Genomic DNA, 12,635 nt, shown 5'->3' on the forward strand with positions numbered 1-12,635 from the left:
AACATAGCTGCACTGCCGTTTCTGTGTGCAATGCAAACATATAAAAAAGACTGGTGACTAGTCACCAGTCTTTTGCTGTATATTCACAATGCCTTTTTGAGCGGCTAACTCTTCAAAAGATTGATCTGTAGATACAATCCACACTTTTGTACCTAAAGGGACTTGATCATATAAATGGCTTACTTCTCGATTTTCTACGCGAATGCAGCCATTTGATACATATTTACCGATGGAACCCGGCTGATTTGTACCATGAATGCCATAAATACGTCCGTCAGTCTCTCTTGCATCAAACCCAATCCATCTTACACCTAGAGGATTTTGAGGAGCGCCTCCTTCAATGTTACTTCTCCGATAATAAGGATTAACAGCTTTTACTGTTACCGTGAACTCTCCTTCGGGCGTCAGGTTAACTGTTTTCCCCGTTGCTACTTTAATAATTTGTTTAATTTCTTTATTTTGAATATAAGCAAGCTGATTGCTTTGTTTATTAATAATAATATAAGGATCATTTGGCAACGGATTTTCTCCTAATGGCCAAACCGGAGATAGTAGTAAAAGGATAAAAGCAAACACATGCACGTAATCCACCACCTTACGTTAGTCCTAAGTAAAAGACAAGAGAGATATCTCTTGTCCTATTTAGTGTTCGTAAGCAAGATAAACAACATGCATGCTGTTTAACTTATTTTTAAGGTTTGTTTAATAACCAAATATTGTTCAATTTCTTTGACTACGTGCAGTAAATCCGCACGTGCTTCAAACTCTTCCCGCGTTTTAGGAAGCGGCATCTCTGCAAACGCTTCTCGTAAATGCTGAAGTTTGGCTAAAAATAATTTTGCTGTATTACCGGGGTGGATGGATAGACTTAATTCTTCAATGAAATCGGCAATCATGTAGCGCTGTTCTACCACCAAATCAATAGCGGTAATGAGAGGAAGCGTTCGCTCAATAATTTCAAGCTGTTTTTCACGAATTTTAAAATAGCGATAATAATAGTTTTCCCCACGCACAAAATGATTTTCTACATCACGAAACGCAAGGCTTTTTGCTTTTTCTAAAATTTTTACCGTATCTGCAATTTCCTTACCATCCCAACTGCTGTCATTGGTTCTGAGATATAGGGCAATTTCTTTTAACATCGACCGGAAATTCTCTTCAATTTCTTGCTGATACGTGCGAAGCTCTTGATCTAAACTTGGCATGTATAAATTCACAAGCAGGGCAACACCTATCCCAATTACAATTAAGCCAAGTTCATTAAAGACGATTCCCCATGTCATATTGCCTTTGGAGTAAATATGAAGCAAAATAACGGAGCTTGTAACAATGCCTGCATTCACTTTGAATATAACCGTAACCGGGATAAACAAAAGCAGCATCAGTCCTATAACAAGTGGATGATAAGCAATCCCTTCAAAGAATATAAACGAAAACAGAATGGATAAAGAACAAGCAATAAAACGGTCGCTTGCACTTCGTAACGATTTTTTCTTTGAATTTTGAATGCACAAAATGGTGATAATTCCAGCTGATACAAAAAACTCGAGGTGAAAGAACTGAGCTATAATAATAGCCAGTGATGTACCGACGGCTGTTTTAATTGTCCGGTACCCAATTTTAAATTTCATTTTCTAGACTCCTACATGTTGGTTTCTTTTTAGTGTGATAAAATACTCTATTCTTTATTAACACGAATAGAAAAATAACACAACCTTAAATCTTGCTGTACCGTATAAATTTCAATAAAAAAAGTGCAGAAAAGATCGTACTCTTCCTGCACTTTTTTTATTATAAAATCTTTTCTAAGAAATCTTTAGCACGCTTGCTTTTAGGCGCTGAGAAAAATTCAGCCGGAGGCGCATCTTCAACAAGCACACCGCCGTCTAAAAACAGCACACGATCCGCTACTTCTCGTGCAAATCCCATTTCATGCGTTACAATGACCATCGTCATTCCTGTTTCTGTTAGTGACTTCATTACATCTAGTACTTCTTTTACCATCTCTGGATCTAATGCTGAGGTTGGTTCGTCAAACAGCATCACTTTCGGTTCCATTGCCAGTGCTCTGGCAATAGCTACACGCTGCTTTTGACCGCCCGATAAGCGACTTGGAAACTCGTTGGCTTTTTGAGCAAGTCCCACTTTTTGAAGTAATTCTTTGCCTTTAGCAACAGCCGTTTCTCTTGACACGCCTTTTACCGTCATCGGAGCATAAGTCAAATTTTCAAGCACTGTCATATGTGGAAACAAGTGAAAATGCTGAAATACCATTCCTACGTTTTCACGCACACGCATAATGTTTGTTTTTTTATCTGTAATCACTTGACCGTTAATTGAAACTACTCCGCTCGTCGGTTCTTCAAGCAGGTTCATACAGCGTAAAAAAGTAGATTTACCAGAACCAGAAGGGCCAATAACAGCTACGACTTCTTTTTCCTTAATCGTAGTTGAAATACCTTTTAAAACTTCATTATTGCCAAATGATTTGTGTAAATTTTCAACGTTAATCACCTTTTCTCATTCTCCTCTCGACTGCTTTACCAAGGAGCGTTAAGCCCATTACCATTACATAATAAATCAACCCTGCAAAAATTAACGGTTCAAGGTAGGCGAATTTTTCTCCACCTACAATGTAAGCACGGCGCATAATGTCGAGTGCTCCAATAACTGTAACGATAGCTGATTCCTTTGTTAATGTAATGAACTCATTCATTAAAGCAGGTAAAATATTTTTAAGTGCCTGTGGCAAAATAATTTGTCCCATCATGCGGCGATAAGGAATTCCTAACGCTAATGCCGCTTCACGCTGTCCTTTATCAACAGCTAAAATACCAGCGCGAATAATTTCAGATATATATGCTGCAGAGTTTAGCCCGAACGCAGCAACGGCCGCTGGAAACGGGGCAATATCAAACCCGAGCAGCTGAGGTAATCCAAAGTATATTAATAATAATTGCAGTACAAGCGGTGTTCCGCGAAACACGGACGTATATGCATCCGCAAACCATTGAAGAGGTTTATTGCGGCTGATTTTACATAAAGATAAAATAACTCCCAGCACAAACCCTAAAATTGCTGAAGCTAGGACTATCTGTATCGTTACCCCTATCCCTTTTAAAATATAAGGCATAGAAGGCACGATTTGCGAAAAATCCAAATTCATGCCTAGTTCCATTCCTCTCTAACTATCATTCTTATTTTTGGTCGTCAAACCACTTAACGATTAATTTATCTAATTCACCGTTTTCTTTCATTTTCTTTAATTCACGGTTAAAGTCATTCGTTAGCTTGCTGTCTTTAGGAAATGCGATTGCTGATCCTTTACTTGAATCTGGACGTCCTGTATCAGACATTTGCAAGCTTTTGTCTTTGTTCACATACCCTTTAGCTACTGTATCTTCAATAATTGCTGCATCGATACGATTTGATTTCATTTCTTGAATTAGTTCTGGAATACGGTCACGCGTTGTTACATTTACTCCGTCAACTTCTTTTGCAATTTCTTTTGCTTCGTCTGCTTGGATAGAAGAAGTTTGTACACCGACTGTTTTTCCTTTTAGTTCTTCTGCATTTTTAATTGGCGCATCTTTCTTCGATACAATCATGTTTTTTGCTTCATAATATACGTCTGAGAAGTCCACGTTCTTTTTACGCTTTTCAGTTGGCGTCATACCCGCTAAAACTAAATCGACTTTATTAGATTGTAAAGCTGGAATTAATCCGCCAAATTCCATATCCTTCACCTGTACGTCATAACCTAACTTTTTACCGATTGTTTTTGCTAAATCTACGTCAAATCCGATTGCTTCACTATCACCTTTTGCCGTATCAATATATTCAAATGGTGGGTAATCTGCTGATGTTCCCATTACTAGTACTTTTTTATCTTTGTCGTCGCTGCTTGCTCCGCCATTAGACGTTCCTTCTCCTGCTCCGCATGCAGCTAAAACGCCTGCTGTTAAAAGACCAATTGCCGTTACCGATAACCACTTCTTCAATTTCATCTTCGTTCCCCCTAGTTTATTCCTTGCATTATTTTTTAAAAATTAATAATATTATGAAATAAGTTTTTTGCTATTGCAAGTAAATGTCGAAATTTAAATATATATTCATATAAATGTATTTTAACACAACATTATAAATATGCAATATCTTTTTTTAAATATAAGTTTCACTATTTGAAAATACCTTTTCTTAACATTTTCCACTCTCTAGAAAGCCTGCATACAGATAGGTAAAAAAACGCATAAAAAAAGAAGCCGTTCAAAACGGCTTCTCTCTTACACCTCTTCACAGTGCTGTTCGAATGCTTCTTGCAGCTTCATCACAACTGACATTGGCTCGTGGCCTTCAATTTCGTGACGCTCTACCATTGTGATAATTTTTCCGTCTTTTAATAAAGCGAAAGATGGAGACGAAGGCGGATAACCTTCAAAGTATTCGCGTGCACGTGCAGTTGCTTCTTTATCTTGCCCAGCAAATACTGTAACCAAGTTTGTTGGACGTTTATCATAATGTACAGAGTGCGCTGCAGCAGGTCTTGCAATACCTCCTGCACAACCGCAAACTGAATTCACCATTACAAGCGTTGTACCAGGCTTTTTAAACGTTTCATCTACCGCTTCAGCCGTCGTTAATTCTGTATAACCAGCAGCTGTAATTTCTTTGCGGGCTTGACGAACAACGTCGTTCATAAACAAGTTAAAATCGATATTCATTTTCATACCTCCCTTTTGCTATCTATTCTTTATCATAGCAAACGAAAACTAAAAAGGCGATTGCTTTGACTCATTTTTTCTTGGTAATCAAAATTAAACAAGAAAAGAAATGGTGATACTATTTTTACAGCTAGAAAACCATACTCTTAACTCCCTAGTGTAGAAGGATCCGCATAAAATGCAGGATCCTTTTTTATATTTCCTTCATCGCCTGCCGGTAGGTTTTAATCAAGTGTTCGAGAGCTTCAGCCATCGTGACATCTCCCGTCATCATTTGTTTTTCAACATCCCCTAACGTTTGCTTAACTAAAGGATGTTCATAAAATGATTCTTGTAAATATTCATTAACACTTGCTTGTAACCATGCCTTCATTTGCTTTTGCCTTACTGTATAAAACAGATCATTTTTATTCATCCATTCCTTATAGTCACAAATTATCTTCCACAAGTCTTGGAATGATACTTCTTCATAAGCAGAAGTTGTGATGACCTGTGGGTTCCATCCTCCAGAATGACCGTGAAGGAAACCGATGATGCTTTCGTATTCTTTTGCAGTCACTTCTGCTTTTAGGCGGTTATCCCCGTCTGCTTTATTTACACAAATCAAATTAACCCACTCAAGCAGCCCTTTTTTAATTCCTTGCAAATCATCTCCTGCTCCAGTTAAAGCAAGAAGAACAAAGAAGTCTACCATCTCTTTTACAATCATTTCACCTTGGCCAACGCCCATCGTTTCGACAAATATGATGTTATACCCAGCCGCTTCACAAAGAAAAATGGCTTCTCTCGTTTTAAGATGAACACCTCCAAGCGTTCCTTGAGAAGGTGAAGGACGGACAAAAGCATTCTCTTGTTTGGTAAGAAGCTCCATTCTCGTTTTATCTCCTAAAATACTTCCTCCAGACAAGGTACTGCTTGGATCGACTGCCAAAACTGCAACGGAATGGCCATTTTTGCATAGGTACGAACCAAATTTGTCAATCAGCGTACTTTTTCCTGCTCCGGGTACGCCTGTAAAACCAATGCGCACTGAATGCCCCGTATGAGGATAGATTTCTTTAATCAGCTGTTGTGCTAGTACTTTATGCTTCGGCGCTTTACTTTCAATTAAAGTAATGGCTTGAGCTAACGCTGTTCTTTTTCCTTCAAGCAGCCCTTGTTTATAATCTTGTACCGTTTTTAATTTCACCAATTGTCTTCACCAACTATTCTTCTAACCGTTTCTTTATTTCATATAAAACGGAAACGGCCGCTTTTGGGATTACTGTTCCAGGTCCAAAGATTGCAGAAGCGCCGTGTTCTAAAAGAAATGAGTAGTCTTGTTTAGGAATAACGCCTCCGACAATAACAACGATATCGTCGCGCTCTAATTTCTTTAATTCCTCAACAAGCTGCGGCAGTAACGTTTTATGCCCGGCTGCCAAAGAGCTTATGCCAATCACATGTACGTCGTTTTCTACAGCTTGCCTTGCTGTTTCTTGAGGCGTTTGAAATAAAGGACCGATATCAACGTCAAATCCAAGGTCAGCAAAGGCTGTTGAAATCACTTTCGATCCTCTGTCGTGACCGTCTTGCCCCATTTTTGCGACTAAAATTCTTGGGCGCCTTCCTTCTTCCTCTAAAAATTCAGCAGTGAGCTTTCGAACTTCTTCGATTTGATCTCGATGCACAAACTCCGCACTGTATACCCCGCTGACTGACTTAGAAGTAGCCTGATGTCTTCCAGCCACTTTCTCAATAGCTTCTGAAATTTCACCTAGTGTAGCTCTAGCTCTCGCAGCTTCAACCGCAAAAGCAAGGAGATTCCCTTCACCTGTTTTGGCACAATTGGTAAGTCGATTAAGCGCTTCGATTACCGCTCGTTCGTTACGTTCACTGCGTATTTTCTTTAACTTTTCCAGCTGCTTCATTCGAACTGCTGTGTTATCAATATCAAGAATATCAAGCGGTTCTTCTTGCTCCGGCTCAAACTGATTCACACCTACAATAATTTCTGCCTGCGAATCTATTCTTGCTTGTCTGCGCGCAGCGGCTTCTTCTATCTTCATTTTAGGTACGCCTGCTTCTATTGCTTTTGTCATTCCGCCGAGCTGCTCTATTTCTTCAAGGTGCTTCCACGCTTTTATCATTAATTCGTTCGTTAATGATTCCACATAATAAGAGCCTCCCCAAGGATCAATAACGGAACAAATCTCCGTTTCATTTTGTAAATAAAGCTGCGTATTTCGGGCAATTCTAGCTGAAAAATCAGTTGGAAGAGCAATCGCCTCATCCAGTGCGTTTGTATGAAGCGACTGCGTATGTCCTGATACTGCAGCCAGAGCTTCGACGCATGTTCTAATAACATTATTAAATGGATCCTGCTCCGTTAAGCTCCAGCCGGACGTTTGAGAATGCGTTCTAAGAGCTAAAGATTTAGGATTATCCGGCTCAAACTGCTTCATTAGTTTTGCCCATAGCAGCCTTCCTGCTCTCATTTTCGCTACTTCCATAAAATAGTTCATTCCAATTGCCCAGAAAAAGGATAGCCTCGGAGCAAATGCGTCAATTGTAATCCCCGCTTTCAAGCCGGTTCGTACATATTCAAGTCCGTCTGCAAGCGTATAAGCAAGCTCTAAGTCTGCTGGAGCACCTGCTTCTTGCATATGATAGCCTGATATACTAATACTGTTAAATTTCGGCATGTACTCCGCTGTATATTTAAAAATATCCGCAATGATTCGCATTGACATCTCAGGAGGATAAATATACGTATTGCGCACCATATATTCTTTTAAAATATCATTTTGAATCGTTCCAGCCAGCTTTTCTTTTTTTACGCCTTGTTCTTCAGCTGTTACGATGTAGAAAGCTAAAATAGGAAGCACCGCCCCGTTCATTGTCATCGACACAGACATTTGATCAAGCGGAATCCCTTCAAACAGCTGCTTCATATCCATCATTGAATCAATTGCCACACCTGCTTTCCCTACATCTCCAACAACTCTTGGATGATCAGAGTCATAGCCGCGGTGGGTAGCGAGGTCAAAAGCAACAGACAGCCCTTTCTGTCCAGCAGCTAGGTTTCGGCGGTAAAAGGCATTGCTTTCCTCCGCCGTTGAGTATCCTGCGTACTGTCTAATCGTCCAAGGCCGATTGACATACATCGTTGCATACGGTCCTCTCACAAACGGTGGGACACCAGGTGCAAAGTGAATAAAGTCGAGGCTATCTCTGTCTTTTTTTGTATATACTGATTTTAATTCAATTTGTTCATTTGTTTGAAAGGCAGTGAATGAACTTTGAGCCACGTCATCTTCCCTTTGCTGCTTTGAAAATGATAATGGAATATTAGAAAAAGAAGGCTTTTTATACATGAACTTCTACCTCCAAAGCACATAATAACTTCTTAACGCATTGAATAACATTCGTCTTAGGATGTATGACGCTCATTACACCTTTTTGCTGCCACTGCGTTTTGCGTGATACATGTTCTTCCCCTACTACGTACACATAAACGGAATCTTCCTCAAAATAAGTCATCGCTTTCGTTAAGAGCTTTTCCACAAGTTCATCACTTCCACAGATCACATATGCTTCGTGCTCTTGTTCATTCATCCAATCTGCTATCTCGACATAGGAATCTATGTTTTTAATTGTTTCACACGCAAAGCCTGCGCTTTCAAATAAAGACCGGGCAATCTCAGCTTTTTTACGGCTGCTAGGATCTGTGAGCTCCATAATGCCAATGCTCATCCCCTTTGTATGAACCCGTATTTTTTCAAACTTCTCTGCTGCTCTCCACTTAGTGAGCGGCACAATACTGTCAGGCTGTGTCTGCTTCGCCATTTGCTTTAGCATCCACCCTGCTGTTACCCCTTTAGATGCTAGCTTTGTATAGTCCTCTAGCGAAAGGTTTGATGAAAATTCCGAAGCGTTCTGGTCACTGTATTTACGCATTTTTATTTCTTCTTTTTTAAACGGCGTGCTTTTTATCTCTTGAGATACATCCTGTTGCTTAGGAGCATAGTGTGTGACTCCGATCAAGCGCTCAATGCGGCACTCTATATCCCCTTGTCTTTTTACTTTCATTTGTTCAACTTCATCTTGAATTCGCCCTTGTTTTAAAGCTTCTTCCATTCCGCCGTGGTCTTCAATGTTGCCAAATAACTCCCAAGCTTTTGTCATTAATTCATGTGTGTAAGCTTCAACGTACCAAGAGCCTCCGGCAGGATCCATTACTTTTGATATATGTGTTTCGTGCTGCAAAATTAAGTGAGTGTTACGGGCAAGGCGATGAGCGAACTGAGAAGATGAAGATGTGACGGAATCATATGGTTCAATATGCAGACTATCGGCTCCTCCTACAATAGAAGCAAATGCTTGAACCGTGCTCCTTAATGCATTTGTATACATGTCTTCTTTAGACTGTGTAAGATGTGACGTTTCTGTATGGATAAACGGCACTGAAACGGCCGTGTCATCAAAAGCACGAACCACATTTGCCCAAAGCATGCGAAAAGCACGAAGTTTTGATATTTCCATAAATAAATGTGAGCTAACTGAAAACGAAAAGGTCATATGAGGTAAAACTTGATGTAAGGACAAACCGCGTTTTATGCATTCATCAATATACTGCACTCCTGTAGCAAGCATATAAGCTAGTTCTTGAACAGCGTTTGCACCGCTGTTATGGTAAGGAATACTTGATACAATGATCGTTTTGAGCTCTGGAACATTACTGTGAGCCAAACGCGTTGCGTAAGCTAAATGATCGTATAAATCTCGAGTAGAAAGTGGAACTCTTCCATACTCAGCAAGGGTGCCGAGCGGATCCATTCCAACCGTACCTGTCAGCCGTCTCATATCAAAGTTATGATCAGCACAGTATGCTTTTAAGAACGAAAGAAGTGGAACGGATGTACATCCCGTATTTAAAAATAAAGGCACAGCTTCAAGAGCTACATGCTGAAACAAATGAACAACATCCTCTAAAGTAGAAATTGTAGCGCCTGAGGCTACTTCAGCTTCAGTTGCTTCATCAATGTCTTTTCCTTGCCTCATTGCTTCACTGCACGTAAAAGCGGCCGTATTTTGTCCATTTCTCAAACTGTGTAAAAGAAGTTTATTGCTTTCTTTAATAGAAGGTAAGTCGATTTTTTGGGTGATTTCCCATTCCCCTAGTATGTATGATTCTTTACCGGCTCCTCTTAAACAATCTATTTCCGCCGGACTCTGCTGCAAGTAGTCTAAATGTGCCGTATCACTTTCAAAATAAAGCGGTTTCAAAAAGATGTTTTCTAACGTTTCTTTTGAGCGGAGCGCGGTGTTTTTGCTAACTTCCTGTGCCCAATCTTCTTTAGGTGTACGTGTAAATTCATGAAATGATAATGTATTTGTTTTCATTTCCATGCCCCTTTACAGTTAATAGCTGCCTGCTAGACCTAGATGATTACACTTTGAAGTTTGATGATTCTTCTTTTATTTTAATACATCTTTTACAAATTGTTCAATCATTGCTTCAAAATAAAACGAGACGGGGACATAATTACCCTACATTTACCATCACGATAAAAAAATCCGAACGAGTGGGATTCTCTATCAAGAATCTCAATTCATCGTTCGGATCTTCCTTCAGCTAAAACAGTTTTGCGCCAGCCTCTTTTTTAATAGACGGACGTATTCTCTTTAGACGTAGATTCTAAAATCTCTTTAACTCTTGCCAAGAATCTGCCGCACACCAAGCCGTCTAACACGCGGTGATCAAGTGATAAACATAAGTTAACCATATCTCGAACAGCAATCATGTTATCAATAATAACCGGACGTTTTACAATAGATTCTACTTGTAAAATAGCCGCTTGAGGGTAATTAATAATCCCCATTGATTGCACGGAACCAAATGAGCCTGTGTTGTTAACAGTAAACGTTCCGCCCTGCATGTCTTCAGACTTCAATGAACCCGTACGAACTTTTTGCGCGAGTTCGGTAATTTCACGCGCAATGCCTTTGATTGTCTTTTCATCGGCTTGTTTAATAACCGGCACAAATAAAGCATCGTCTGTTGCAACAGCAATCGATACATTAATGTCCTTTTTCTGAACAATACGATCCCCTGCCCACATTGAATTCATTTGAGGGAATTCTTTTAAAGCCTGAGCCACTGCTTTTACGAAGAACGCAAAATACGTTAAGTTAAAACCTTCTTTTTGTTTAAACTCCGTCTTTAATGCATCACGATAAGAAACTAAGTTCGTTACATCAACTTCAACCATTGTCCATGCATGTGGAATTTCATGCTTGCTGCGAAGCATATTTGCTGCAATAGCTTTGCGCACGCCTGTAACAGGGATTTCTTGATCTCCTGCTGCGGACACAACCGGCGCGGGCTGCTGCGTTTTTGGAGCAGCTGCTGCTACAGGTGCTTCTGGCTGAACTGTTGATGCAGGTGTTTCTTTCACTTCAGCAGCTCCGCCTTTTTCGATAACAGCTAAAATATCTTTTCTCGTAATGCGGCCGCCCGCTCCTGTTCCTGTCACGGCATCTAAATTAATATTATGCTCTTGCGACAGGCGCATAACAGCTGGAGAGTATCGGCTTTTATTGGATTGACTGTCCGCTGTTTTTGGCGCTGATTCTTCTACAGTCTTATCAGACGTTTTCTGTTCTTCTTGAGGTACAGTTCCTTCTACTTCAATTAAACAAATCACTTCTCCTACAGGCAAAGTATCATCTTCACCTGCAATTAACTCTTTAATTGTTCCACTAAAAGAAGAAGGCACTTCAGCATTTACTTTATCCGTCATGACTTCAGCTAACGGGTCGTACTTATTTACGTGATCTCCAACAGAAACGAGCCATTTGCTAATTGTACCCTCTGTTACACTTTCACCGAGCTGCGGCATCGTAATTTTTTCAATAGCCAATTGATACAACTCCTTTTAAAATTGAGCTAATTCTCTCATTGCTTTTTCTACTTTATCTGGATTCACCATAAAATATTTTTCCATTGTTGGTGCATACGGCATAGCTGGAACATCAGGGCCAGCAAGGCGCTGAATTGGCGCATCTAAATCAAATAAGCAGTGTTCAGCAATAATAGCTGCTACTTCGCTCATAATGCTGCCTTCTTTGTTGTCTTCCGTTAAAAGCAGAACCTTACCTGTTTTAGATGCTGCTTCTATAATAGCTTCTTTATCAAGCGGATAGACCGTTCTTAAATCTAAGATGTGTGCTGAAATACCGTCTGCTTCCAGTTTTTCAGCAGCTTGAAGAGCAAAGTGTACACAAAGACCATATGTAATAACCGTGATGTCGTCTCCTTCTCTCTTTACATCTGCTTTGCCAATCGGAAGTACATAATCATCTTCAGGGACTTCTCCTTTAATCAAACGGTACGCACGCTTATGCTCAAAGAAAAGAACTGGATCATCATCACGAATAGCTGCTTTTAATAATCCTTTTACGTCATAAGGCGTAGAAGGCATCACAATCTTTAACCCTGGCGTATTGGCAAACAGTGCTTCAACAGACTGAGAATGATAAAGAGCGCCGTGAACTCCGCCGCCGTAAGGAGCTCGAATTGTAATTGGACAACTCCAATCATTATTAGAACGATAGCGAATTTTTGCTGCTTCTGACACAATTTGATTGACTGCAGGCATAATAAAATCAGCAAATTGCATTTCAGCAATCGGACGCATGCCGTACATTGCCGCTCCGATTCCTACGCCTGCAATAGCAGACTCTGCAAGAGGTGTGTCAATAACTCTTTCTTCCCCAAACTGTTCGTACAGTCCGTTGGTTGCTTTAAATACGCCGCCTTTTTTCCCTACGTCTTCTCCTAATACAAACACGCGGGAATCTCTTTCCATTTCTTCACGAATGGCCATTGTTACTGCATCAATATATGAAATAACCGGCATATGTTCTCCT

At 40.0% G+C, this 12,635-nt stretch carries 11 protein-coding genes; all 11 read right to left on the minus strand.

The genetic code is table 11. The features are described 5' to 3' along the window. Positions 1-57: 57 nt before the first annotated feature. A complete protein-coding gene (locus AC3WJG_RS06165; RefSeq protein ID WP_337133922.1) occupies positions 58-582 on the minus strand; it encodes a L,D-transpeptidase in 525 nt (174 codons plus the stop codon). A gap of 98 nt (positions 583-680) precedes the next feature. Further along, positions 681-1,631 carry an aromatic acid exporter family protein gene (locus AC3WJG_RS06170; protein ID WP_013059112.1) on the minus strand — a complete coding sequence of 317 codons (951 nt, stop codon included), beginning with the start codon at positions 1,629-1,631 and terminating at the stop codon, positions 681-683. A gap of 160 nt (positions 1,632-1,791) precedes the next feature. Next, on the minus strand, positions 1,792-2,514 hold the full coding sequence (locus AC3WJG_RS06175; RefSeq protein WP_028410675.1) for an amino acid ABC transporter ATP-binding protein: 723 nt from the start codon (positions 2,512-2,514) through the stop codon (positions 1,792-1,794). Then, entirely contained in the window at positions 2,507-3,166 is a 660-nt protein-coding gene (locus tag AC3WJG_RS06180) for an amino acid ABC transporter permease (protein ID WP_013059114.1), read from the minus strand. Before AC3WJG_RS06180 ends, AC3WJG_RS06175 begins: the two co-directional genes overlap by 8 nt. A gap of 31 nt (positions 3,167-3,197) precedes the next feature. Next, positions 3,198-4,001: a transporter substrate-binding domain-containing protein gene (locus AC3WJG_RS06185; RefSeq protein ID WP_026106695.1), complete on the minus strand. Its 804-nt coding sequence runs from the start codon at positions 3,999-4,001 to the stop codon at positions 3,198-3,200. A gap of 282 nt (positions 4,002-4,283) precedes the next feature. Beyond that, a complete protein-coding gene (locus tag AC3WJG_RS06190; RefSeq protein WP_028410674.1) occupies positions 4,284-4,721 on the minus strand; it encodes a BrxA/BrxB family bacilliredoxin in 438 nt (145 codons plus the stop codon). A 193-nt stretch (positions 4,722-4,914) separates the two neighbouring features. Next, positions 4,915-5,910 carry a methylmalonyl Co-A mutase-associated GTPase MeaB gene (gene meaB / locus AC3WJG_RS06195; protein ID WP_098331867.1) on the minus strand — a complete coding sequence of 332 codons (996 nt, stop codon included), beginning with the start codon at positions 5,908-5,910 and terminating at the stop codon, positions 4,915-4,917. Between the two features lie 16 nt (positions 5,911-5,926). Then, entirely contained in the window at positions 5,927-8,077 is a 2,151-nt protein-coding gene (gene scpA, locus AC3WJG_RS06200; RefSeq protein ID WP_028410672.1) for a methylmalonyl-CoA mutase, read from the minus strand. Beyond that, entirely contained in the window at positions 8,070-10,106 is a 2,037-nt protein-coding gene (locus AC3WJG_RS06205; protein ID WP_337133921.1) for an acyl-CoA mutase large subunit family protein, read from the minus strand. The genes scpA and AC3WJG_RS06205 overlap by 8 nt, the downstream gene beginning before the upstream one ends. A gap of 260 nt (positions 10,107-10,366) precedes the next feature. Further along, entirely contained in the window at positions 10,367-11,626 is a 1,260-nt protein-coding gene (locus tag AC3WJG_RS06210; protein ID WP_028410670.1) for a dihydrolipoamide acetyltransferase family protein, read from the minus strand. 15 nt (positions 11,627-11,641) lie between these two features. Continuing rightward, positions 11,642-12,625 carry an alpha-ketoacid dehydrogenase subunit beta gene (locus AC3WJG_RS06215; RefSeq protein WP_013084975.1) on the minus strand — a complete coding sequence of 328 codons (984 nt, stop codon included), beginning with the start codon at positions 12,623-12,625 and terminating at the stop codon, positions 11,642-11,644. Positions 12,626-12,635: the final 10 nt, after the last annotated feature.

The organism is Priestia sp. FW507-14D1A (assembly GCF_058781295.1).

Bases quoted from the DNA above. Each gene is read 5' to 3' on its own strand.
- AC3WJG_RS06170 (WP_013059112.1), bottom strand. From the start codon at position 1,631: ATGAAATTTAAAATTGGGTACCGGACAATTAAAACAGCCGTCGGTACA.
- AC3WJG_RS06180 (WP_013059114.1), bottom strand. From the start codon at position 3,166: ATGAATTTGGATTTTTCGCAAATCGTGCCTTCTATGCCTTATATTTTA.
- AC3WJG_RS06190 (WP_028410674.1), bottom strand. From the start codon at position 4,721: ATGAATATCGATTTTAACTTGTTTATGAACGACGTTGTTCGTCAAGCC.
- scpA (WP_028410672.1), bottom strand. From the start codon at position 8,077: ATGTATAAAAAGCCTTCTTTTTCTAATATTCCATTATCATTTTCAAAG.
- AC3WJG_RS06205 (WP_337133921.1), bottom strand. From the start codon at position 10,106: ATGAAAACAAATACATTATCATTTCATGAATTTACACGTACACCTAAA.
- AC3WJG_RS06215 (WP_013084975.1), bottom strand. From the start codon at position 12,625: ATGCCGGTTATTTCATATATTGATGCAGTAACAATGGCCATTCGTGAA.